The organism is Kribbella kalugense (assembly GCF_004365875.1).
Taxonomy (GTDB): Bacteria; Actinomycetota; Actinomycetes; order Propionibacteriales; family Kribbellaceae; genus Kribbella; species Kribbella kalugense.
The window spans coordinates 498,952-521,223 of the sequence record NZ_SODF01000002.1; the positions used below are offsets into that span (position 1 = coordinate 498,952).

A 22,272-nucleotide genomic window follows, 5' to 3' on the forward strand; every position below is an offset into this window, starting at 1 on the left:
TCGCCGGTCTGAACGTCAGTGCATCAAGCGCCCGACTGCACCATTCGCGCCGGAGGCCCAGCAGCCCGCCTGGAAGCCGTGCCCGGCGCACTCGACGCTGTCGAAGCTGCCGTCGTAGAACTGCTTCCAGCTGCGACCACCGTCGACGCTCACGTCACTCCCGGACGGACCGACCGCGAGAACGGTCGACGGTGACCACGGCACGAAGTGCGACCCACTCCGATAGCCCTTCGGCGCCTTATCGGCCGGGACCAGCTTCCAGGTGCGACCACCGTCGTACGTGATCGAAGCTGCCTGCACCGCCTCGGTCGGCTTCTCGAAGTCGCCACCGACCGCCACGCCGAACAGCGGGTTCCGGAAGGCGAGGCTGAAGATTCCGGCGGCCTCACCACTGGCCATCGGCGAGTCGCTGACCTTCCAGTGCCGGCCACCGTCGATCGTCCGGAACACCCGCGGCCGATCGCCACCGCCGGTCGCGAACCACGCCGTACGCCCTGGTCCGGCGACCAGGCAGGTCCCGCTCGCCGCGAACCCGAACTCACCGGTCAGCGCGGCCGGCATCCCGTCGGTCGGCTGCACCTTCCACGACTTGCCGCCGTCCGACGTCGCCGCGATCCGGAACTTCCCGTCGACAGGGTCGCTCATCGCCAGCCCATGCTTGTCGTCGTTGAACGCAAAGCAGTCGTAGAACGCGTTCGCGTCGGTGTTCCGGAACGTCTCGGTCCAGCTTTTGCCGCCGTCGGCGGTGCGGTAGACCCGGGAGTCCTCGCCGTTCCCGATCGACAGCGCGACCGCCCGCTTCGCGTCGAACGCCTCGACGTCTCGGAACTGCAGCGCCTCCGCACCGGCCGGGCTCACGTTCTGCCAGTGCTTCCCACCGTCGACCGTCCTCAGTACAGTCCCGGCGGTCCCACCAACCCAGGCCACGTCCTTGCTGACCGCCGCAAGTCCGCGGAACTGCGCCGTACTCCCGGTCGGCGTCAGCTCCCAGCGGTACGACGACCCGCCGTGAGCCTGGGCTGGAATGACCTGAGACATCAACAGCAGACCTCCTGCCGCACAAGCGGCCACACGCAGGATTCTCATGCGCGGCAACCTAGCCCAAGTTCACACCGCCGTCAGCCGGAACGACTGGGAGCCGCTGCCGTCGCAGGTGAGTTGGACGAGTTGCGTGCTGTCGGCGGTCGAGCCTCCGGGGACTGCCAGGCACTTGTTGCTGAAGCGGCTGACGAGGTGGAAGTAGCCGCTGCCTTCGGAGACCGCCTGCCATTGCTGGTTGTTGCCGTTGCTGTACGTCCACAGCTGCAGGCCGGCGTTGTCGGCCGCGGACACCCCGGTCACGTCGATCACCTTGGTGGCGTCGTTGTGGTTGTTGACCCGGGTGAATCCGCCGGACGTCGGCTGGAACTGGAACTGCTGCGCCTGTGTGGCGTTGCAGCTGTACTGCTGGATCACGGTCCCGTTGGCGACCCCGGCCGCGCGCGCGTCGACGCATTTTCCGTTGGCCTTGTTCGCGACCGTGTACCACGAAGTCGGCGACGGCTGGTCGACCGGCGGCGTCGTACCGGCGCCTCCCAGCCATTTCAACGCGTCCATCATGAACTGGTTCTGCGCCGGGCTGTCGAACGTGGACGAGAGCCGGGTGTTGGTCTCGTAGTTCATCGCGTTGTGGCCGAAGTTGGCGTAGATCACCTTGTAGTTCTTGTTGGTCCAGATGATCGGGTAGTAGCCGGAGGTCCAGATGTTGCCCTGCTGATTGCCGACCGGGAAGCTCGACGGGTCGATCGAGGCCAGCACCTGGATGTTCGGGTTCTGCCGCAGGTCGTTCTGCCAGCTGTACCACTCACTCACCGACGACTGGAACGTCGCGGCGGTGTTGACCAGTGCCGGATGCGAACGGTTCTCGGTCTTCAACGTGACCGCGCTCGGTCCCCAGGTGTTCGAGACGAACCGGCCGGTGCCGAGCAGCGTGTTGTTGAACCACGGCCAGCCGCCGCTCTCGTCGTTGTACGCCGAGACATGGAAGCCGAAGAAGGCTCCGCCGTTGTTCATGTAGTTCTGGAACCCGTTGCGCTGGGCATCGCTGTGCGGCGAGTCGTCGAGGAACATCACGACCTGGTACTGCGAGGCCGTCAGGTTGTTCAACTGATCCCAGTTGTTGGTCGCGGTGTAGGAGAACCCGTTCTGCGCACCGAACTGCGGGAAGCGCTGGTTCGCTTCCTTCTCGAAGTCGATGTGCGCGGCGTCGTAGGTGCCGCTGTAGAACGCAAGCACGTTGAAGGTCGCTTGAACCTTCGCGACCGCGGTGGAGGTGAGCCCGCTGATCAGCAGGACGATGGCGAGCAGAAGTGCGGGCAGGCGAAATCGATCGGAAAGCATGGGGGCGGACCTTTCCGTCAGGACCTTCTGAAATTTCAGGACTTAAATTAACTCCCGATCAAAGCCCTGTCCAGAGTTCATCGCCTGACTGCCCAGAACGCTGAGCAACCGCAACTTCTCCGCGCTCTCGCTGCCCGGTTCGGCGGTGAACACGATCAGCGTCTGCTGCCCGTCCCGGTTGTCGATCAGTTCGCAGTACAGCTCGAGGTCGCCGACCACCGGATGCCGGAACCGCTTGGTCCGGCTGTGCGCCGGCACGACCTCGTGCGCGTCCCAGATCGCGCTGAACTCCGGGCTCAGCTTCTGCAACGCCCGCACGATCGAGGCGGCGTACGACTTGCGCCCGTCGATGGTGGCGACCGTGCGCAGGATCGAGACCTGCAGCCGGCTGTGCCTGCTGAGCTCGGGCTCCGCGTAGAGCGCGCGGGACTCCGGGTGCGCGAACCAGCGGTAGATCTCGCTGCGCTCCATACCTTCGAAATTGGTCAGCTCACCGGCGAACGCGACGTGCGCCGGCGTCTGCGCGAGCACCTCACCGAACCGGTTGAGCAGCATCGCCGGGGTGTCGTGCAACCGGTCCAGGATCCGCAGCATGCCCGGGTCGACGTGGCACGCCCGCGTGGTGCGCGGCGGCGTACCGTGACCGGCCAGCAGGAACAGGTGGTCGCGCTCCTCCAGCGTCATCCGGAGCGCGCGGGCGATCGCGCCGAGCATCTCGACCGACGGTTGCGGACCCCGGCCGCCTTCGAGCCGGCTGTAGTAGTCGGCCGACATCGACGCCAGCGCGGCGACCTCCTCGCGGCGGAGTCCCGGCGTACGGCGTCGTCGGCCGCGCGGCATCCCGACGTCCTCGGGCTGCAGGGCCTCCCGGCGTTTGCGCAGGAAGTCGGACAGGTCGGCGTACTCCATGACTCCAGTGTCCACGCACTTCAGCGGTTAACCACTGCTTGCCGGGCACAGGCTGAACGCGGCCTGGTTGCCAACGACATCCGACCGCAGGCTGGAGCCATGAGAACAACAGGCAACACGATCTTCATGACCGGCGGTACGTCGGGAATCGGCCTCGAGCTCGCCCGCCGGTTCCGCGACCTCGGCAACACCGTGATCATCAGCGGCCGGCGCCAGGACCTGCTCGACAAGATCGCCGCCGAGGACGGTATCGAGGGCATCGCGCTCGACGTCGCCGACCCGGATTCGATCGCGGCCGCTTTCGCCCAGGTGACCAGCAAGCACGACGTCAATGTGCTGGTCACGATGGCCGGCATCATGCAGCCCGAGGACCTCCGCGACCCCGGTCATCTCCCGACCGCCGAGCAGACGATCGAGATCAACCTGCTCGGGACGATCCGGGCCGTCGCGACGTTCACGCCGTACCTGCTGAAGCAGAGCGATCCGGTCATCCTGACCGTCTCGTCCGGTCTCGCCTCGGTGCCGCTGTCGATCACACCGACGTACAGCGCCACGAAGGCCGCGATCCACAGCTACACGCAGAGCCTGCGGATCCAGCTCGCGGACACCGGGATCCAGGTCATCGAAGTGGTCCCGCCCGCGGTCCGGACCACGCTGATGAACCAGGAGAACGACGAGCGCTCGATGCCGCTGGACGAGTACCTCGACGAGACGATGACCCTGCTCCAGCAGCAGCCCGACGCCGACGAGATCCTGGTCGACCGCGTCCGCATCCTCCGCGACGCCGAACGCGAGAACCGCTACGACCAGGTGATCGGCCTGCTCAACTCAGTCGGCTAGCGCCTGCTCGATGCGTTCGACCTTGGCGGTGAGCTGGCCGGTGTAGCCGGGGCGGATGTCGGCCTTGAGGACGAGGCTGACCCGGGGCGAGACGGCGGCGACCACGTCGACGGCCTGCTTGACCACGGCCATCACCTCGTCCCACTCGCCCTCGATGTTGGTGAACATCGCGTTGGTCTCGTTGGGAAGACCGGAGGCGCGAATGACGCGGACGGCCTCGGCCACCGCCTCACTCACCCCTCCGGTCTCGTCACTGCCGGCCGGGCTGATGCTGATTGCAACGATCATGCGGCCAGCTTGCCAGCACTCTTGTCAGGACTACTGTCAGACCTCGTCCTGTACGGCGGCCTCGTTGGCGCGACGCTCGGCGCCCGAGGTCGTCAGCAGGGCCTTCTCCTTGATGAAGACGACCGCGATCAGCGCGAGTACCGCGAACGGCACCGACATCATGAACAGGTCAGCGGTCGCCGCGCCGTACGCGTTCTCCACCACCGTCCGCGCCTCCTCCGGCAGGTCCGCGATGTTCGGCACCGTGCTGCTTCCGCCGGACGAGGCTCCGCCCGGGTTCAGCGTCTCGGTGACCTTGTTCGCCAGGATCGCGCCGAGCACGCTGACGCCGATCGTGCCGCCCATGCTCCGGAAGAAGCTGACCGCCGAGGTGGCCGCGCCCAGCTCCCGTGCCGGTACGTCGTTCTGCGCGGCGAGGACCAGGTTCTGCATCACCAGGCCGATGCCGACACCGAGGACGACCATGAACGCCCACAGCATGTACTTCGAGGTGTGCGCGTCGATCGTGCCGAACAGCGCCAGCCCGATCGGCAGCAGGATGCTGCCCACGACCAGGTAGATCTTCCACTTGCCGTACTTCGTGATCAGGCCACCGGCGATCGTGGACGCCACCATCATGCCGAGGATCATCGGCAGACTCATCAGGCCGGCCTTGGTCGGCGAGTAGCCCTGCGCGATCTGGAAGTACTGCGCCAGGAACACCGAGCCACCGAACATCGCCACACCGACCAGCGCGCTGGCGATGATGGCCAGCGTCACCGTGCGGTTGCGGAACAGGTCCATCGGGATGATCGGCTCCGGGTGCCGGCGCTCGACCAGCACCGCGGCGAGCAGCGCGACCAGTGCGACCGCGATCAGGCCGAAGCTCCAGCCGGAGACCCAGTCGAACTTGTTGCCCGCGAACGAGGACCAGACCAGCAACGTGCTGACCCCGCCCAGGATCAGGACCGCGCCCCACCAGTCGATCTTCACTTGTCGCCGTACAGTCGGCAGCTTCAGCGTCCGCTGCAGCAGCACGATCGCCGCGAGCACGAACGGCACGCCGACCAGGAAGCAGGCCCGCCAGCCGAGCGGCGAGTCGACCAGGAAGCCACCGAGCAGCGGTCCGCCGACGGTCGCCGACGCGAAGATCGCTCCGAAAATTCCGGAGTACCGGCCGAGCTCACGCGGCGGGATGATCGCCGCCATCACGATCTGGACGAGCGCGGTCAGACCACCGCCGCCGAGACCCTGGAGGACTCGGCTGCCGAGCAGCACCTCGATGTTCGGCGCGAAGCCGGCGACCAGCGAGCCGACCACGAAGAAGCTCAGCGACAGCTGGATCAGCAGCTTGTTGTTGTAGAGGTCGGCGAGCTTGCCCCACAACGGCACGGTGGCCGTCATCGTCAGCAGCTCGAGCGTGACGACCCAGGTGTACGACGACTGGCTCGCACCCAGGTCGTGAATGATCCGGGGCAGCGCGGTCGACACCACGGTGCCGGCCAGGATCGCCACGAACAGCCCCATCATCAGGCCGGACATGGCCTGGATGGTCTGCCTCGGCGTCAGTGTTGCTACCGAGGTATCGGTGACCTCACCCGGCGCCGACTCGGGCGTGGACGAAGAGGTCGTCGTCATGTGTGACCTTTCTTAGTTGTTCGGCCCGAAGGCGGGATCGATGCCTTGGGCAAGTAGTTGGAAGCCTTCGTCGACGAGCTCGCGGATCGGCCGGTCGGGAGCGGTCTTGTGCAGCTCCATCGCCACCCGGCAGGCCGCGCCGGCCGCGCTCACGATCAGCGCCGGCCGGGTGGAGCCGACGGGTTCGCCGAGCCGCTCCGCGAGGGCAGCGGTGAGCTGCCGCTCGTCGTCGATGCTCGACAGCATCAGCTGGTACAGCAGGGCCGGGGAGCTCATGATCAGCTCACCCCGCCGGGACAGCTCGCCTTCGCTTTCCAGATCCCGCAGTACGTCGTGGACGACGAACCACATCGTGGTCAGCGGCGACTCCTCGGCCGGCGCGCTCCGCATCCGCTCCAGCGCCCGCTCGAGGTGCTCGGGATTGCGCCCGAGGATCGCGTGCTCCTTGTGCGAGTAGTAGTTGAAGAAGGTCCGCACCGAGACGTCCGCCGCCTCGGCGATCTCCTCGACCGTGACGTGGTCCGGACCCTTCTCCAACGCCAGCCGCAGCGCGGCGTCGGCCAACGCCGCCCGCGTCTGCAGCTTCTTGCGCTCTCGCAACCCACCCTCTGCCCCCACCAGACCAGGCTAGGCAGCTTCTTGCACTCACTGCAAACTATTAACGATGAAATCTTGCAGGACTGCAGAATTCCATCGGTGCGGTCACTGAGCGCGACGGACGAACTGCGGGAGTCGCAGGATGTTGTGGGGGTACGGCAGCGGCGCGTCGCCGGCCTCGGTCAACCGGCGTACCTGGTCGTCGTCGAGGCTCCAGCCGGACGCGCCCAGGTTGTCGGCGAGCTGCTCCGGGGTCCGTGCACCGATGATCGGCGCGGTCAGGCCCGGGCGCTGCATCACCCAGCGGAGCGCGACCTGGGCCGGCGTCTTACCGACCTCGCCCGCGACCGTCTGGAGCGCGTCGAGCACTCGCCAGGTCCGGTCGTTGTCGTGGGCATCCCAGTCCGCCTGGTTCGAACGCGATCCGGCCGGCGGACCGCCCTGGTCTTTGCGGTACTTGCCGGACAGCCATCCACCGGCCAGCGGGCTCCAGGCGATCACGCCGACACCCTCGTTCCGGCTGACCGGGATCAGGTCGAGCTCGGCGTCGCGGTCGAGCAGGTTGTAGAGCGGCTGCAGGCAGACGTACGGCTCGAGGCCGCGGTGGCGGGAGAGGTCGATCGCCTTCTGCAGTTGCCAGCCGGTCAGGTTGCTCGCGCCGATGAAGCGGACCTTTCCGCTGGTCACCAAGGTGTCGAGGGTGGTCAGCGTCTCTTCCAGCGGCGTCGCGTCGTCGTAGACGTGAATCTGGTACAGGTCGATGAAGTCGGTCTGCAGCCGTCGCAGGCTGTCCTCGACGCCGGCCATGATGTGCTTGCGCCCGGCTCCGCGGACCGGCAGTCCGGGCCCGGCTTCGCCGTACACCTTGGTGGCGATCACCAGGTCGTCGCGATTCTGGGTCTTCAGCCAGCTGCCGATGATCTCCTCGGAGACGCCGGCGGAGTACGTGTCGGCGGTGTCGATCATGGTCCCGCCGGCGGCGACGAACTCGTCCAGGATCCGGTGACCGGTCGACTCGTCGGTCTCACTGCCGAAGGTCATCGTGCCGAGGCACAGTTCGCTGACTTCCAGCCCGGTCCGACCGAGAAAGCGCTTGTCCATGGCGTCAAAGTACACGGCACGGGTGGCCCATTCATCCGATAAAATATAAGGAGCCTCCGAAGCGGATTTACGCGCTCGGAGGCTTTCTTGTATGCCGACACTTCTTTACCGGGCCGCCATCAAGAACCTCCGCGGCGCCGCCGTTCTCCCACTCAACCTGCTCCGCGAACAGCATCCCGATCTCTACGAACGTGAGGCCGCCAAGTACGTCGGTCGCCCGCAGGCGATGACCAATCCGGTGTACCCGCTCGACTGCACCTGGACCGATGTCGTCTTCCTGTCACCGGTCCACCCGGCCCCGATCTTCGACGCCATCCGCGAGTCCGGCCGGATCGGGCCGGGGGCGCTCGACTACTGGACCGTCGACGCCGACCTGCTCGATCCACGCCGTACCTGCATCCTGCTCAAGCGCTACGACCCGCAGTTCCGCCCGCAGCCGGCCGAGGACTTCATCGCGTTCAGCCCGGAGGCCGCGGCCGCGCTGTCCACACCGTCGGCGCAGGCGCTGCATCGGCTCCGCAATCTGAACGCCACCGAGCGCCTGCTCCCCTGGGCCGACATCCCGCACATCCTCCACCGCGGCCCGATTCCCCTCACGCTTTTCCGCGACTCCGACGGCCGCGCGCTCTAGGCACCCACGCGGGGACGGCTCGGCAGTACTCCTCGTACTGCCGGCCGTACCGCTCCCGCAGTACGGGCTCCTCGTAGAAGCGCACGAACGACGCCATCACAGCCCATGCGAGTACGCCGTACGCCAGCACTGCTGCGTCGAGAAAGACCAGCGCCTGGCCGAGGATCGCGGTCACCACACCGACGTACATCGGGTTGCGGACGAAGCGGTAGTCGCCGCCCACGACCAGCTCCTCGGTCGGCGCGATCGGCGCCGGCGTCCCCCGTCCTTCCCGCACGAAGCGCACAAAGGCCCGCAGTACGACGAATGCCCCGGCCGCCACGAGCACGAACCCCGGCCAGAACCGCGGCGCCGCCCACCCGCTCACCCACCACGGGAGCACCCCACCGACCACACACGGCGCCGCGAAGAAGAACGCCGTACTCCCCAGCACTGCCTTAAGCACGGTCGAGTCTCGCGATCACGCGGTCGGACAGGTCACAGAAGGTCTCGAGCTCGGCCGGGCTCAGGTCTGCGAACCAGTCGGCCACCGCGGCGTAATCACCCGCGTCACGCTCACGCCAGTACGCCGCGCTGTGATTCGTTGCTGATAGCAACTTTCGGCGGCGGTCAGTGGGATCCGGCTCGACCTGCAGCAACTCCTTGCGCTGCAGGGCCGCGACGATCTGCGCGACGTTCTGATGCGTGCTGCCCAGCGCGGCCGCAGCCTCGGCCAGGGACGGCTTCCCCATCGCCTTGACGACGGTGATCAACGCGGCCTGCTGGGTGGTGAGCCCGTCGGTGCGCAGCCGCTCGTCCATCTCGTTGCGCAGCTTCTGCGCGAGCATCAGCGTCGTCCGGAACGCCCGGATCGACGGCGCCAGCTCCGAACCCGCGCCGATCCCGAACAGCTTCTCGCTCTTGTTCCGTGGCGACATAGGCAATATATTACCTATCATTGTCGAAGGAGGCAACCATGATCTGCTTACTGCCGCACTGCGCCTACCTGTCCGAGACCTCCCGGATGCTCGAGCTGCACCGCGCCCTCACCGAGCTCGGCCTCGAGGTCCGCGTCGCCACCCACGGCGGCCCGCACGAACGCCTACTGGCCGAGGCAGGCATCGGGTACGACGTCCTCGGCCCGGGACTGTCGCCGGCCCGCGCGGCCGCCTTCGTCGGTTCGGCGGTCGGCCTCGGCGATCCCCGGCAGAGCATGTACGACGACGCCGAGATCCGCACGTACGTCGCGGCCGAGGCGGAGTACTTCCGGGCCAACGGGATCACCGTCGCGGTCACCGGATTTACCCTGACCACGTTGCTGTCCTCGCGATTGGCCGGCGTACAGGTGATCACGGAACACGCAGGCAGTTTCGTGCCGCCGGTCTTCGAGCATCGCCTCCTCCCGGCGCCGAGCCGGCCGGTGGATCCACGGTTGAAGCACGCACCGGACTGGCTCGCCCGGTTCCTCGTCAACAGGACTCCCAACCGCATCACGGCGTACTGCGGTGGCTTCAATCGCGTGGCCGCCGAGCTCGGCGTGGAAGGGATCCCGAGCCTGGCGGCACTCCTGCTCGGCGACCTCTCGTTGGTCCCGGAAGTCCCCGAAGTACTGGGCATCTCTTCTTCAGAGTTGGCTGCTTGGCAGCCCGGCAAGGGCTATCGGGCCGACTCGCGACTCAGTGCCGTCGGTCCGTTGTTCGCGCAGCTGGATCTGCCGATGCCGGTTGAGGTGCAGAGGTTCCTCGACCGGCCCGGCCCGACGATCTACCTCGCGATGACGTCGACACCACCCGACCGAGTCCGTTCGGCGATCGCGGACCTGAGCCGCCTCGACGTACGCATCCTGGTCGCCGGCACCATCCACGACCTCGGCGACCTGGCCTCCGACCGGATCCTGATCGAGGGCGTCCTACCCAGCCATCTGGTCATGCCGCAGGTCGACCTCGCTGTCACCACCGGCGGGCAGGGCAGCGTCCAAACCGCAATGGCAAGCGGTACGCCGCTCCTCGGCATCCCCCTGCACATCGAACAGGACCTCAACGTCGCCCTGGTCGAACGCCTCGGCGCCGCCCGCCGAGCCCGCCCCGGCACCCTCGCCGCCCTGGCCACCCGCATGCTCGACGACCCCGCCCACCGCGAAGCCGCCGAACGAATCCAAAAACTCTACGCAGCCGCAGACGGCCCCACCCAAGCCGCCACCACCATCGCCCGACAACTCACCGGGTGACCTGTCACACACGGTGTCACAGGGATCGGTGACCCGGCGTCTTGTGGTCGACCACTTCGCACAGAGGACGGAACGTCATCATGAGTAAGGTCTGGTTCGTCACGGGTTCGTCGCGCGGCCTCGGTCGCAGCTTCGTCGAAGCGGCGCTGGCACGCGGCGACAAGGTGGCCGCGACCGCCCGCAGTACCGAAAGCCTCGAGGACCTGGTCGTTGCCTACGGCAACGCAGTACTCCCGCTCGAGCTGGACGTGGCCGACAAGGCCGCCGTCTTCGAGACCGTCAACCGGGCGCAGGAGTACTTCGGTCGTCTCGACGTCATCGTGAACAACGCCGGCTACGCCCTGATCGGCGCGGTCGAAGAGCTGTCCGAGCAGCAACTGCGCGATCAGCTGGAAACCAACCTGTTCGGCGCGGTATGGGTGATCCAGGCCGCGCTGCCGCACCTGCGCGAGCAAGGCGGAGGACACATCATTCAGCTGTCGTCCGCCGCTGGTGTGGTCGCCATGCCGCTCGGCGCTGGGTACCACGTCTCCAAGTGGGCGCTCGAAGCCCTGAACGACTCCCTTGCCCAGGAGGTCGCCGACTTCGGCATCAAGGTGACAATCGTCGAGCCCGCCGGCTTCGCCACCAGGTCCGGCAAGAACCCGGACCCGCTCGCCAACGGCCACCTGGCCGAGCCCAACCCGGCGTACAACGGTCTCCGCGCGCGCCTGGCCACGATGATGGGCAACCAGCCCGCCGGCGACCCGGCCGCAGCGGCCCAGGCCCTACTCAAGATCGTCGACTCCGACAACCCACCGCTCCGAGTCCTCTTCGGCCTCGGCTTCTACCAGGTCCTCCAGCAGGTATACGCCGACCGCCTAAAAACCTGGTCCGACTGGCAAGACCTCTCCCTCGAAGCCCAAGGCAACCAACCCCAAGCCCCCCGCTAACCAGACCTGTTCGACTTTGTGCACCGGAGCCGCATGGTCAGCGCCCGCCGGTACGGCATTGGTGCACAAAGAGACACGAGCCGAGCCCTCCGCCTCGGCCGTCGGGAGTTTCGCCAGTTATCCACAACCAGCTGTCCTGAATCGCCTTAAAATTAAGGGGTTCTGGGTTTGAGAACTGTCGGTGGGGTGTCTACTGTTGTGGGTATGGAACTCCTGGGAGAGCGACCGGTGTGGTCGTTGAGCGGCGGCGAACTGCTGTCCGAGCTCGACGCACTGGACGCCGAGCTCGCCCAGCGAGAGTCTCGCCGACTGCAGGTGGTCGCGCGGATCGAGGAGAGCGGGTACGCCGAAGAGCTCGGTGCCCGCGACGCCGTCGAGCTGCTGTCGTTCCGCTACCGCCGCGACCGCGCCGAAGCCTGGCGCGACGTACGCCTGGCCCGAGCCCTCCCGAAGTACACAACTGTCGCCGACGGCCTAACCCACGGCATCCCAGTCGCGGCCGAAGACTCCACGGATGACGTCGGTGGGGTTCGGGTGATGCGTACGGCGCAGGCCGGTGTGATCGTGTCCGCGCTCGAACGAGTCCGCTCACGGGTCCCGGTCGAAGACCTCGACGTCGCCGAGCAGCAACTCGTGACGTTGGCCGGTCGCCTGTCACCGGCCGAGTTGCGCACCGCCGCCAAACAGATCTGCGACCTCCTCGACTCCGACGGCCCAGAACCCGACGAAAACAAGGCCTACGAACGCGAGAGCCTCACACTGTCGAACGCCGAGAACGGCGTGAAGTTCCGCGGCTACCTAGCCAACGAGAACGCCGAACTCCTCCGCTCCCTCACCTTCTCCGGCGCCCGCCCCCACAAAACCCCCACCGGCGACCTCGACCCCCGCCCCCGCGACAAACGCCAAGCCGACGCCCTCACCACAGCCCTCACCATCGCCGCCGCAGCCACCGACGCAGCCTTCACACCACCCACCGCGCGCCCTCCGCGCGCGGTGGATCCCGCAGACACCGCTGGTACGGCTGCCGGTGTCGACATGACTGCTCCGGTAGGCGAGAACAGGGCGGGTTGGGTGCCTGGGTTTGGGGCGAAGGCGAACATCACCGTCACCATCGATCTGAACGACCTGAAAGCCGCCACCGCCGACGCCACCGGCAATCTCGTGTACGGCGACCAACTGTCAGCAGCCGCGATCCGCCGACTCGCCTGCGACGCCAAGATCATCCCGCTGGTCCTGGGGTCGAACTCGCAACCGCTCGACGTCGGCCGCGCCGAACGCCTCGTCACCCGAGCGATGCGCCGCGCCCTGAACGCCCGCGACCGAGGCTGCGTCGTCTGCGGAGCCCCACCCGTCATGTGCGACGCCCACCACCTGACCTCCTGGATCGACGGCGGCCCAACAGCCATCTCGAACCTGGCCCTGGTCTGCCGTCGCCACCACACCGACCTCCACAACGGCCACTGGACCATCACCACCACCAACGGCCAGGTCCACGTCACCCGCCCCACCTGGGCCGACCCACCACCCCAACCCAGACCAACCCCATCAACTCACCTCCAGGCAACCCCTGCCCCGAGGCCGAACACCCGCGCCACCACAGACCCCGACCCACAGAGCCCACGTTCCAGCCCACGTCCCAGCCCGCGCTCCTGTCCGGATTCTGGTCGGCCTTCCAGTCGATGGTCGGCCGACGAACCGGCGATGCAGGAAGCCGCCCGCTTCGCCGTCTGGGGTGAGTCCGCCGACCTTCGCAGTACTCCCGTCGGCGATCCCTCGACCAATCCACCCTCGACAACGCCCCAGGACCCGGTGGTATCTGCGAGCGTCCGCGTTGGCCCCGGGTGAGGCGTGAGGGGCGAGGCGACCTACGCCCGTCGACCGCGGCCCGGTGGCGTCGGTCGGCGGCGAACTCGCCGCGAGCTCGCCGCAGGAACCCCGGGTGAGCGGTACGACGACCAGGACCCCAACCCCGTAGCTCGGTGCCTGGGACCGGCGGCGTCCTGGCGGTTTCGCCTGCCGGCGGTCGAACGCCGGTGACTCGTCGCACCGTTACGTCGCGAGCGTCTCTCGGTCGCGACCGTCTCTCCGTCTCTGGGGCGCAGTGTCTCTGGGGCGCGAGTGTCTCTCGGTCCCGAACGTCTCTCGGTCCCGAACGCCTCTCGGTCCCGAGTGTCTCGACCGCTGCGTCACTGTTTCGCGTGGTCGCCGCGAACAGCGGTGAGATCGTTTGCGGCGCGGGGGTTGAGCTGGACGCGGTGGTTACCAGGCAATGAGGCCGAGGCGGTCGATGAAGGTTCCAGTTGGGCCGTCGGGGTCCATCGTCGCTAGTTTGATGATGGAGTCGGTGCCTTCGGTGACTGTTAGTTGGCCGGTGTGGTTGTTCATGTCGGTGGCGGCGAAGGTGCGGTTGGCGACCTCTCCGGGAGTGACGGCGTTGAACTTGATGCCGGGGAGCGCCTGGGCGTACCGGACGGTGATCATGTTCAGGGCCGCCTTCGAGGAGCTGTAGGCGAGCTCGTGCATCTTCGAGACCGGCTGATCCGGATCGGTCACGACTGCGAACGAACCTCCCGCGCTAGACACCATCACCACCCGCGGATGATCCGCCGCCTGCAGCAGCGGCAGGAACGCGTGCGTGACCCGGATCGGTCCGTACACGTTGGCGTCGTACACAGGATGAATCTCCTCAACCGTCGCGTCCGCGGGCGCGACGGCGTGTCCTGGTGCGCCGGCGTTGTTGATCAACACGTCCAGCCGGTCGGTGTGCTCGCGGACGAGTCGCACGGCCGCCGCCACCGACTCGTCCGAGGTCACGTCCAGCGGGACCAGGACGACGTTCGCGCCGTCGGCTGCGAGCTTGTCGGCGGCTGCTTGTCCTCGGCCTTCATCGCGTGAGCCGAGGAAGACCGTCCAGCCCAGTTCGCCAAGCCGCCGGGCCGCTTCGTACCCGAGCCCCTTGTTCGCTCCGGTGATCAGTACTGACGTCTGCTCCGAGTTAGTCATGCCCATAAGAGGACCCGGACCTGCTCGCCTGTGACGTGTTGTGAACGACCTCACACCAAGGCACGCAGCCGGTGATTTGCAGACTTTAGTCGAAACCTTGCGCGTGAATGTCGGCGCTTGTACGGTCGGGCCACCCGGTCGCCGTACCTGCATGCCATCTGAGTACGAGCCGGGGAGCCGAGACCGCCCCCAACTTGGCAGGAGTACCCATGCACGGGATCAACCAGCTAGGCCGCGTGATCGCAGCGTCCGCGGCCGCGGCGATCGCGCTGACCGGCGCAGTATGTATGCCGTCTGCACAAGCCGCTCCCACCGCCACCACCGATGCCGGGGCGACGACGCCGTTCACCAGTTACGAGGGCGAGGCCGGCACGCTCGGCGGCGGCGCGACCGCCGTGTCGCTGACCGCCGCGCCAACGACGCAGTACTCGAGCGCGACCCTGGAAGCGTCCAGCCACGGCTACGCGCACCTGAGCGCGACCAATCAGTCCGTGCAATGGACGAACAACACCGGCCAGCCGATCAGCTACGTCAACCTGCGCGCCAGCATCCCGGACTCCCCGTCCGGCGGTGGGATCACCGCGACGCTGGACCTGTACGTCGACGGCACGTTCCGGCAGGCGCTGAACCTCAACTCCAAGCAGACCTGGGTCTACGAGGGCACCAGCTACAACACCAGCGACGACCAGAACCCGGCGGACGGCGGCGCCCGCGTCTTCTTCGACGAGTCGCACGCGTTCATCACCGGCACCCCGATCGCGGCCGGGAGCACGCTTCAGCTGAGAAAGGGTTCGACCAACACAGCGTCGTACTACGACATTGACGTGATCGATGTCGAGAACCCGCCGGCGCCGATCGCCCAGCCGGCCAACTCGATCTCCATCACCAGCTGCGGCGCGGTATCGGACCCCACTCCGACCAACGGCGCGGCCGACAGCCAGTCGGTGGACAGCCGGGCCGCGATCCAGAGCTGCATCGATCAGGCCCAGTCGCAGAACAAGGTCCTGTGGATCCCGCAGGGAATCTTTTATCTGAAGGGCACCGCCAACCTGCACGCGACCGGGATCACGATCGCCGGCGCCGGGCTTTGGTACAGCACCATCTACCGCGACGTGCCAGTCCCCAACAGCACTCCGCTCGGGGCCGTGTTCGACCTGACCTCGACCACCGTGCAGAACTTCCACATCGACGCCAACGCCATCAGCCGCAGCACCATCGGCGGCGACGGCGGGGCAATGGACACCACCGGTACGAACTGGATGGCCAACGGCATCTGGACGCAGCACACGATGTCCGGCTTCTGGGCGTCCGGCACCGGCGGCACCGTGCAGAACAGCCGGCTGACCTCGATCTGGGCCGACGGGATCAACGTCAACAACGTCTCGCTCAACGCGTCACACGGGGACAACCTGACGGTGACCAACAACTTCGTCCGCGGCACCGGCGACGACGCGATCGCGATCAACTCGGTCGCGTACAACACCAACGGCGACGGCTCCACGACTACCTACACGCCGATGTCGAACATCAAGGTCACCCACAACACGTCCATCACTCCGTGGGGCGGCAAGGGCATCGGGATCTACGGCGGCAGCGGTCACCTCGTGGACAGCAACTACATCAGCGACACGGCCCGCTACATCGGTCTGGGCGCCGGGCGGTTCGGCGTCAACGGCAGCGACCTCACGTCGGCGACGGTGTCGAACAACGTCGTCGTACGGTCAGGCGGCAACGCGTACAGCCAGGGTCAGCCCGCACTGCACGTCGGCAATGGCGGCGACGGCCAGAACACCGGCATCGTCAACAACGTCACCGTGACAGGCAACACCGTGTCCAACTCCCTGTACGACGCGATCGGCTTCTCCACGTCGACGAACACGCAACTGCAGAACAACACGATCACGTCGCCCGGCCGCAACGGGGTCGTGATCTCGCCGCCGTTCTACCCGGCGCCGACCGGGTCCGCGACGATCACCGGCAACAGCTTGACCGGTCTGAAGCCGGGCATGACGCCGTACGCCAACAACTCCAGCGGTTTCACGGCCTCGGAGAGCAACAACAGCTGGGATGGCACGACCACCCCGGAGGCGCCGTACGGCGGGACGCCCGCGGCGGTGCCCGGGACCGTCCAGGCGGAGAACTACGACACCGGCGGTCAAGGCGTCGCCTACAACGTCACCTCCGTCAACGGCAACGGCACCGCCTATCGCTCCGACGGCGTCGACCTCGAGTCGACCTCAGATACCGGCGGCGGCTACAACCTCGGCTGGACGAGTGGCGGGCAATGGTTCCGCTACACCGTGAACGCTGCCTCGGCCGGCACGTACACACTCAACCTGCGAATCGCGGCCCCCTCCGCGGTGACCGGCGCACTGCACCTGTCCAACGCATCGGGTGCGAACCTCAGCGGTGCGATCAACCTCCCGGCGACCGGCGGCTGGCAGACCTGGACCACAGTCACCGCCACCGTCACACTCCCGGCCGGCCAGCAGGTCCTGACTCTGAACCAGGACACCGGCGGCTGGAACCTCAACTCCCTGGACTTCGCCACGACCAGCGGCGGCACGAGCCCCATCGACTCGTCGGCCTGGTACGAGGTGATCAACCAGAACAGCGGAAAGTGCGCGGACGCCGCCAACTCCAGCACCGCCAACGCCACCGTCGTCCAGCAGTACACCTGCAGCGGATCCCTCAACCAGCAGTGGCAGTTCGTCTCGGTCGGCAACGGGTACTACGAGGTGCTGGGCCGCAACGGCGCCACCCAGAGGCAAGCCTGGGACGTCACCGGCGGCACCTCCGCCACCTCACCCGGCACCCCACTCCAGACCTGGGCCTACGCCAGCGCGACCAATCAGCAGTGGCAGGCGGTCGCCCAGACCGCCGGTAACTACACCTTGGTAGCCCGCAACAGCGGCCTCTGCCTCGGCGTCCCGAACTCCTCGACGAGCAACGGCACCCAACTCCAGGTCCTCACCTGCGACAGCACCCCCACTCAGTCCTTCCACCTCACCAAACAGGCCTGACACCGCCCTCGCGCCGTGATCTGGTTCACTTGAGTGGAGATACATAGCATTCCTATGTATATTTGTGAGTGTGATTGCCAGGGATCTGACTCAGCTCGGTGAAGAGTTGGTGGTTGCGTCGACGCGGTTGTCGCGACTGGCCACTCGGAACGCGAGTACGTTGCCGCACGCCGCGATGCGCGTGCTCGGCCGGCTCGACGAGCTGGGCCAGGCCCGGATCAGTGAGCTGGCCAAGGCCGACCGGTGTTCCCAGCCGACCATGTCCAACCTGGTGCAGCGGCTGGAGGAGCAGGGCTCGGTACGCCGAAGCACCGACCCGGCCGACTCCCGCGCCAGCCTGATCGCCCTCACCGACAAGGGTCTCGCCGAGTTGCGCGATGCGCGCCGGCAGGCCGGGACCGCGCTCGCGGCCCACCTCGGTCAGCTCCCCGCGTCCGACCTCACCACCTTGGAGGCCGCCGCCGCCATCATCCACAAACTCCTCACCCTCGAGCCTTTGGAGGACACGCCCCGGTGAGCAACTCGTCATTTCTCAAGCAACCCAAGTCCGTCTGGGCGGTCGCGTTCGCCTGCGTGATCGCGTTCATGGGCATCGGCCTGGTGGACCCCATCCTCAAGCCGATCGCCGAGCAGTTGCACGCGAGCCCGTCCCAGGTCTCGCTGCTGTTCACCAGCTACATGGCGGTCATCGGCGTCGCGATGCTGATCACCGGCGCGGTCTCGAGCCGGATCGGCGCCAAGCGCACCCTGCTGATCGGCCTGGCCATCATCGTCGTGTTCAGCGCATTGGCCGGCCTGTCCAACAGCATCGGCATGATCGTCGCCTTCCGGGCCGGCTGGGGTCTCGGCAACGCACTCTTCATCGCGACCGCGCTCGCCACCATCGTGAACTCGGCCTCCGGCTCGGTCGCCCAGGCGATCATCCTGTACGAGGCCGCTCTCGGTGTCGGCATCGCGGCCGGCCCCCTGGTCGGCGGTGAGCTCGGCACGATCTCCTGGCGCGGCCCGTTCTTCGGTGTCGCCGTACTGATGACGATCGCGCTCGCCGCGACCGCGTTCCTGCTGCCGGCTTCGCCGCCGGAAGCTCGTCGTACGTCGATCATCGAACCGCTGAAGGCACTCCGTCACCGGTCGCTAGCAACTGTCGCGGTCACCGCGCTGCTGTACAACTTCGGCTTCTTCACGCTGCTCGCGTTCACCCCGTTCCCGCTGGCGATGTCGGCGCGGCAGATCGGGCTGATCTTCTTCGGCTGGGGTCTGTGTCTCGCATTCAGCTCGGTGTTCGTGGCGCCGCGGCTGCAGCGCCGGTTCGGCACGCTGCCGGTTGCGATGACGGTGCTGCTGCTGTTCAGTGCGGACCTCGCGATGATGGGCCTGTTCGCGCACAACAAGGCGGTCCTCGCGACCGGCGTGGTCGTGGCCGGCCTGTTCCTCGGCATCAACAACACGCTGATCACCGAGGCTGTCATGGCAGCCGCTCCGGTCGAGCGCGGTACGGCGTCCGCGGCGTACTCCTTCGTGCGGTTCTCGGGTGGCGCGGTCGCTCCGTGGCTGGCCGGGAAGCTCGGTGAGGAGTTCAACATCCAGCTGCCGTTCTACGTCGGCGCCTTCGCGGTGCTGCTCGCGGTCGGCGTGCTGGCCACCGGCTGGAAGCCGCTGTCGCACCTGCGGGTCCCCGCGAACCACACCGAGGTCGAGGCCGAGGCGCTCACCGTCGCCGAGGCCTGATTGGTCTACCCGACCCGCCGGAGATCGATTTCTCCGGCGGGTCCTCGCGTTTAGGGTCAGTAAGTATGTGGCCCATTCTGCGCACTTACACCGGACGCAACCTCCGCCGGATCGCTCTGCCGCTCGGCGGCATCGGCACCGGAACGGTCAGCCTCGGCGGCCGTGGCAACCTCCGCGACTGGGAGATCGTGAACCGCCCGGCCAAAGGCTTCCACCCTGGTACGGCGTTCTTCGCGATCCGCACCGAATCTCCGGACGGCGCCGTGACGACTCGCGCCGTCGAAGGTCCCCTGGATCTGAGTGAGTACGAAGGTGCTCACGGGAGTGGCGCCCAGAACCACGGTCTGCCTCGGTTCCGCGAGGCGACCTTCGCCACCACCTATCCCTTTGCACGGCTTGAGCTCCGCGATGACGACGTACCGGTCGATGTTGCGCTGGAAGCCTTCAATCCCTTCGTCCCCACGGACGTCGAGGCGAGCTCGTGGCCGGTCGCGGTACTGCGCTTCGTGGTCACTAACCGCAGTGACCAGGCTTTGACTGTTTCGCTGGCCGGGGCGTTGGAGAACTTCATCGGCCGGGACGGAACCATTGATGTTGCTGCGGGCAACTACAACACGACGATGGACGGCGGCGTACTGCTGCGCAGTCGCGGTGTCGACCCCGGCGCGGAGCAGTACGGCTCGATCGCGCTCGCCGTACTCGATGGGCAGGACGTGACCCGCCGTACCGGCTGGGCCGATCGGACCTGGGGTGACAGCCTGCTCGACTTCTGGGACGACTTCACCGCGGACGGGCGCCTCGACGAACGCAGCAGCAAGTCCGAGACGCCGGTCGCCTCGGTCGCCGACCGCCGTACCGTGGCCGCGGGAGCGACCGAGTCCTTCACGTTCCTGCTCGCCTGGCACTTCCCGAACCGGCGCGCCTGGGAGAAATCCGATGTCGTCGGCAACCACTACACGACGCTCACCGACGATGCCTGGACCGCGCTCTGCCGGTTCGCGCCGCAGCTCGACGACCTGGAACGCCGTACCATCGCCTTCGTCACCGACTTCCTCGGCGCCGACCTACCGGACGTCGTCAAGGAGGCAGCACTCTTCAACCTCAGCACGCTGCGGACGCAGACCGTCTTCCGTACGCCGGACGGACGATTCTTCGGCTGGGAAGGCTGTTCCGATCACGTGGGCAGCTGCTTCGGGAGTTGCACGCATGTGTGGAACTACGAGCAGGCGACACCGTTCCTGTTCGGCGAGATCGCGCGGTCGTTGCGTGAGGTGGAGTTCGCCCACGCGACCGATGATCAAGGTCTGATGAGCTTCCGGGTCGGCCTACCGCTGGAGACGAGTGCCCGCGATTGGCGGGTCGCTGCGGCGGACGGTCAGCTTGGTTGCCTGGTGAAGCTATACCGCGATTGGCGACTCAGTGGGGACGACGAGTTGCTGCGTTCGTTGTGGCCGGCGGCTCGGCGGGCGCTGGAGTTCTGCTGGATCCCCGGTGGATGGGATGCGGACCGCGACGGCGTGATGGAGGGTTGCCAGCACAACACGATGGACGTCGAGTACTACGGCCCCAATCCGCAGATGCAGTCGTGGTACCTCGCCGCATTGCGAGCGTGCGAGGAGATGGCGACGTACCTCGGTGATGATCTGGCGGTTGAGTGCCGGAAGCTGTTCGAGTACGGCAGCGCGTGGATGGACGAGCAGCTGTTCAACGGCGAGTACTACCGGCACGAGATCCGGCCGCCGGCGTCCGCGGATGACGTGGCCGCCGGACTGCGCGAGACAATGGGCGCCGCCGATCCGACGCATCCGGTGCTGCAGTTGGGCGACGGCTGCCTTGTCGACCAGCTGGTCGGCCAGCACCTCGCTCGCCTGACACAGCTGGGCACGCTGCTCGACGAGGATCGGGTGGCCACCACACTGCGCAGCATCCTGGCCTACAACGGGCTGTCGGGATTCGCCGGGCACTTCAACCACATGCGCAGCTACGTACTCGGTGACGACGAGTCCGCAGTACTGATGTGCAGCTACCCGCGCGGCAACCGGCCCGAGCGCCCGTTCCCGTACTTCACCGAGGTGATGACCGGCTTCGAACACATCCTCGCGGTCGGCCTCATCACCGAACGCCTGGTCGACGAGGGCCTGCAGGTCATCACCAACATCCGCCAGCGGTACGACGGCGAACGCCGCAACCCGTACGACGAAGCCGAATGCGGTCACCACTACGCCCGAGCCATGGCGAGCTGGGGCGCGGTCATAGCGCTGACCGGCTTCGACTACAACGCTCACACCGGGGAAATGAGCTTCACCCCAACCCTCCCCGACACGCGACAGATCTTCTGGTCCACCGGCAACGCCTACGGCACCTTCAACACCGCCACCAACGAACTACAAGTCCGAGAAGGCCAACTCCACCTCACCAAACTCACCCTCAACGGCACCCAGATCCCGCTCTGACCATACCAAACGGTATGGTATGGTCAGCCGCATGGTGACTCGGGTGGAGTGGTTGGAGGCTGGGCTCGAGTTGCTGGCGACCGAGGGGGCGCCGGCGATCACGATCGAGCGGTTGACCGATCAGCTCGGCGTGACCAAAGGGTCGTATTACCACCACTTCGGGAGTGCGGGTGGTTTCAAGACCGCGCTCTTGGAGCACTTCGAGGCGCAGTACACGACGCGTCTGATCGACACCATCGAAGGCGAGACCGCCAAGCCGGAAGAGAAGCTCCAGCACCTGCTGCGGCTCGTGCTGGCCGACCCGGATGTTGCCGCGTTGGAGATCGCGGTGCGGGCGTGGGCTTTGCAGGATCCCGACGTACGGGCTGCGCAGGAGCGGGTGGACGAGGCACGTACGGCGTACCTGAAGGAGCTGTGCCGTGGGATCGGTGCGGACGTCGATCCGGATCGGTTCGCGCAGTTGCTGTATCTGATTCTGATCGGGGCCGAGCAGGTGCTCCCCTCGATCGACCGGGCGGAGCTGCGGGAGATCTACGACCTCACGCTCCGCCTCATCGACTAGGGA

Annotated in this window: 20 protein-coding genes; 10 read left to right on the forward strand and 10 right to left on the reverse strand. The window is 67.0% G+C overall.

The features are described from left to right. Positions 1-15: 15 nt before the first annotated feature. Genes EV650_RS20015 through EV650_RS20025 form a run of 3 tightly spaced genes read right to left on the reverse strand, consistent with a single transcriptional unit; the run spans position 16 to position 3,288 of the window. A complete protein-coding gene (locus EV650_RS20015; protein ID WP_134120571.1) occupies positions 16-1,086 on the reverse strand; it encodes a WD40/YVTN/BNR-like repeat-containing protein in 1,071 nt (356 codons plus the stop codon). A gap of 21 nt (positions 1,087-1,107) precedes the next feature. After that, positions 1,108-2,379, reverse strand: coding sequence for a ThuA domain-containing protein (locus tag EV650_RS20020; RefSeq protein ID WP_134120572.1), 1,272 nt, complete (start codon positions 2,377-2,379; stop codon positions 1,108-1,110). Positions 2,380-2,421: 42 nt separating this feature from the next. Next, positions 2,422-3,288, reverse strand: coding sequence for a helix-turn-helix transcriptional regulator (locus EV650_RS20025; protein WP_134120573.1), 867 nt, complete (start codon positions 3,286-3,288; stop codon positions 2,422-2,424). Positions 3,289-3,387: 99 nt separating this feature from the next. Here EV650_RS20025 and EV650_RS20030 point away from each other — a divergent pair, with 99 nt between their 5' ends. Continuing rightward, on the forward strand, positions 3,388-4,128 hold the full coding sequence (locus tag EV650_RS20030; protein WP_134120574.1) for an SDR family oxidoreductase: 741 nt from the start codon (positions 3,388-3,390) through the stop codon (positions 4,126-4,128). Here EV650_RS20030 and EV650_RS20035 read toward each other — a convergent pair. From EV650_RS20035 to EV650_RS20050, 4 genes are all read right to left on the reverse strand, one after another. After that, positions 4,117-4,416, reverse strand: coding sequence for a thiamine-binding protein (locus EV650_RS20035; RefSeq protein WP_134120575.1), 300 nt, complete (start codon positions 4,414-4,416; stop codon positions 4,117-4,119). The genes EV650_RS20030 and EV650_RS20035 overlap by 12 nt on opposite strands. A gap of 36 nt (positions 4,417-4,452) precedes the next feature. Next, positions 4,453-6,033 (reverse strand): MDR family MFS transporter, encoded by a 1,581-nt coding sequence (locus tag EV650_RS20040; RefSeq protein WP_134120576.1) that lies wholly within the window; start codon positions 6,031-6,033, stop codon positions 4,453-4,455. Between the two features lie 12 nt (positions 6,034-6,045). Beyond that, the gene (locus tag EV650_RS20045; protein WP_238174337.1) at positions 6,046-6,651 is read right to left on the reverse strand and encodes a TetR/AcrR family transcriptional regulator; all 606 of its coding nucleotides are present in this window, start codon (positions 6,649-6,651) and stop codon (positions 6,046-6,048) included. An 84-nt stretch (positions 6,652-6,735) separates the two neighbouring features. Beyond that, positions 6,736-7,731 (reverse strand): aldo/keto reductase, encoded by a 996-nt coding sequence (locus EV650_RS20050; protein WP_134120578.1) that lies wholly within the window; start codon positions 7,729-7,731, stop codon positions 6,736-6,738. Between the two features lie 91 nt (positions 7,732-7,822). Between EV650_RS20050 and EV650_RS20055 the strand changes: the two genes are divergently transcribed. Beyond that, positions 7,823-8,362, forward strand: coding sequence for a hypothetical protein (locus tag EV650_RS20055; protein ID WP_134120579.1), 540 nt, complete (start codon positions 7,823-7,825; stop codon positions 8,360-8,362). Here EV650_RS20055 and EV650_RS20060 read toward each other — a convergent pair. Both EV650_RS20060 and EV650_RS20065 read right to left on the reverse strand, forming a co-directional pair. Further along, positions 8,325-8,807, reverse strand: a complete 483-nt coding sequence (locus tag EV650_RS20060) for a methyltransferase family protein (protein WP_134120580.1) — start codon at positions 8,805-8,807, stop codon at positions 8,325-8,327. The genes EV650_RS20055 and EV650_RS20060 overlap by 38 nt on opposite strands. Further along, positions 8,800-9,279 (reverse strand): MarR family winged helix-turn-helix transcriptional regulator, encoded by a 480-nt coding sequence (locus EV650_RS20065; protein ID WP_166678222.1) that lies wholly within the window; start codon positions 9,277-9,279, stop codon positions 8,800-8,802. Before EV650_RS20065 ends, EV650_RS20060 begins: the two co-directional genes overlap by 8 nt. Positions 9,280-9,317: 38 nt before the next feature. Here EV650_RS20065 and EV650_RS20070 point away from each other — a divergent pair, with 38 nt between their 5' ends. From EV650_RS20070 to EV650_RS20080, 3 genes are all read left to right on the forward strand, one after another. Continuing rightward, positions 9,318-10,568 (forward strand): glycosyltransferase, encoded by a 1,251-nt coding sequence (locus EV650_RS20070; RefSeq protein WP_134120582.1) that lies wholly within the window; start codon positions 9,318-9,320, stop codon positions 10,566-10,568. An 80-nt stretch (positions 10,569-10,648) separates the two neighbouring features. Further along, positions 10,649-11,500 (forward strand): SDR family NAD(P)-dependent oxidoreductase, encoded by an 852-nt coding sequence (locus EV650_RS20075; RefSeq protein ID WP_134120583.1) that lies wholly within the window; start codon positions 10,649-10,651, stop codon positions 11,498-11,500. Between the two features lie 204 nt (positions 11,501-11,704). Further along, on the forward strand, positions 11,705-13,345 hold the full coding sequence (locus EV650_RS20080) for an HNH endonuclease signature motif containing protein (protein ID WP_134120584.1): 1,641 nt from the start codon (positions 11,705-11,707) through the stop codon (positions 13,343-13,345). A gap of 414 nt (positions 13,346-13,759) precedes the next feature. Here the strand turns inward: EV650_RS20080 and EV650_RS20085 are convergent, their stop codons facing one another. Then, entirely contained in the window at positions 13,760-14,503 is a 744-nt protein-coding gene (locus EV650_RS20085; protein ID WP_134120585.1) for an SDR family oxidoreductase, read from the reverse strand. A 209-nt stretch (positions 14,504-14,712) separates the two neighbouring features. On the opposite strand from EV650_RS20085, the gene EV650_RS20090 reads away from it, so the two are divergent. The 5 genes from EV650_RS20090 to EV650_RS20110 all read left to right on the forward strand — a co-directional run bounded on the left by EV650_RS20090 (position 14,713) and on the right by EV650_RS20110 (position 22,269). Next, positions 14,713-17,526: an RICIN domain-containing protein gene (locus EV650_RS20090; RefSeq protein WP_166678223.1), complete on the forward strand. Its 2,814-nt coding sequence runs from the start codon at positions 14,713-14,715 to the stop codon at positions 17,524-17,526. Between the two features lie 70 nt (positions 17,527-17,596). After that, positions 17,597-18,043: a MarR family winged helix-turn-helix transcriptional regulator gene (locus EV650_RS20095; protein ID WP_134120587.1), complete on the forward strand. Its 447-nt coding sequence runs from the start codon at positions 17,597-17,599 to the stop codon at positions 18,041-18,043. Continuing rightward, positions 18,040-19,254, forward strand: a complete 1,215-nt coding sequence (locus EV650_RS20100; RefSeq protein WP_238174338.1) for an MFS transporter — start codon at positions 18,040-18,042, stop codon at positions 19,252-19,254. The genes EV650_RS20095 and EV650_RS20100 overlap by 4 nt, the downstream gene beginning before the upstream one ends. 65 nt (positions 19,255-19,319) lie before the next feature. Then, positions 19,320-21,707, forward strand: coding sequence for a GH116 family glycosyl-hydrolase (locus tag EV650_RS20105; RefSeq protein WP_134120588.1), 2,388 nt, complete (start codon positions 19,320-19,322; stop codon positions 21,705-21,707). A gap of 31 nt (positions 21,708-21,738) precedes the next feature. Then, positions 21,739-22,269: a TetR/AcrR family transcriptional regulator gene (locus EV650_RS20110; protein WP_134120589.1), complete on the forward strand. Its 531-nt coding sequence runs from the start codon at positions 21,739-21,741 to the stop codon at positions 22,267-22,269. Positions 22,270-22,272 lie beyond the last annotated feature (3 nt).

Excerpts from the sequence above, each read along its gene's own strand:
- EV650_RS20015 (WP_134120571.1), bottom strand. The coding sequence starts at position 1,086 with ATGAGAATCCTGCGTGTGGCCGCTTGTGCGGCAGGAGGTCTGCTGTTG.
- EV650_RS20065 (WP_166678222.1), bottom strand. The coding sequence starts at position 9,279 with ATGTCGCCACGGAACAAGAGCGAGAAGCTGTTCGGGATCGGCGCGGGT.
- EV650_RS20035 (WP_134120575.1), bottom strand. The coding sequence starts at position 4,416 with ATGATCGTTGCAATCAGCATCAGCCCGGCCGGCAGTGACGAGACCGGA.
- EV650_RS20055 (WP_134120579.1), top strand. The coding sequence starts at position 7,823 with ATGCCGACACTTCTTTACCGGGCCGCCATCAAGAACCTCCGCGGCGCC.
- EV650_RS20110 (WP_134120589.1), top strand. The coding sequence starts at position 21,739 with ATGGTGACTCGGGTGGAGTGGTTGGAGGCTGGGCTCGAGTTGCTGGCG.
- EV650_RS20030 (WP_134120574.1), top strand. The coding sequence starts at position 3,388 with ATGAGAACAACAGGCAACACGATCTTCATGACCGGCGGTACGTCGGGA.
- EV650_RS20085 (WP_134120585.1), bottom strand. The coding sequence starts at position 14,503 with ATGACTAACTCGGAGCAGACGTCAGTACTGATCACCGGAGCGAACAAG.
- EV650_RS20025 (WP_134120573.1), bottom strand. The coding sequence starts at position 3,288 with ATGGAGTACGCCGACCTGTCCGACTTCCTGCGCAAACGCCGGGAGGCC.
- EV650_RS20050 (WP_134120578.1), bottom strand. The coding sequence starts at position 7,731 with ATGGACAAGCGCTTTCTCGGTCGGACCGGGCTGGAAGTCAGCGAACTG.
- EV650_RS20040 (WP_134120576.1), bottom strand. The coding sequence starts at position 6,033 with ATGACGACGACCTCTTCGTCCACGCCCGAGTCGGCGCCGGGTGAGGTC.
- EV650_RS20080 (WP_134120584.1), top strand. The coding sequence starts at position 11,705 with ATGGAACTCCTGGGAGAGCGACCGGTGTGGTCGTTGAGCGGCGGCGAA.
- EV650_RS20075 (WP_134120583.1), top strand. The coding sequence starts at position 10,649 with ATGAGTAAGGTCTGGTTCGTCACGGGTTCGTCGCGCGGCCTCGGTCGC.
- EV650_RS20070 (WP_134120582.1), top strand. The coding sequence starts at position 9,318 with ATGATCTGCTTACTGCCGCACTGCGCCTACCTGTCCGAGACCTCCCGG.
- EV650_RS20020 (WP_134120572.1), bottom strand. The coding sequence starts at position 2,379 with ATGCTTTCCGATCGATTTCGCCTGCCCGCACTTCTGCTCGCCATCGTC.
- EV650_RS20090 (WP_166678223.1), top strand. The coding sequence starts at position 14,713 with ATGCACGGGATCAACCAGCTAGGCCGCGTGATCGCAGCGTCCGCGGCC.
- EV650_RS20105 (WP_134120588.1), top strand. The coding sequence starts at position 19,320 with ATGTGGCCCATTCTGCGCACTTACACCGGACGCAACCTCCGCCGGATC.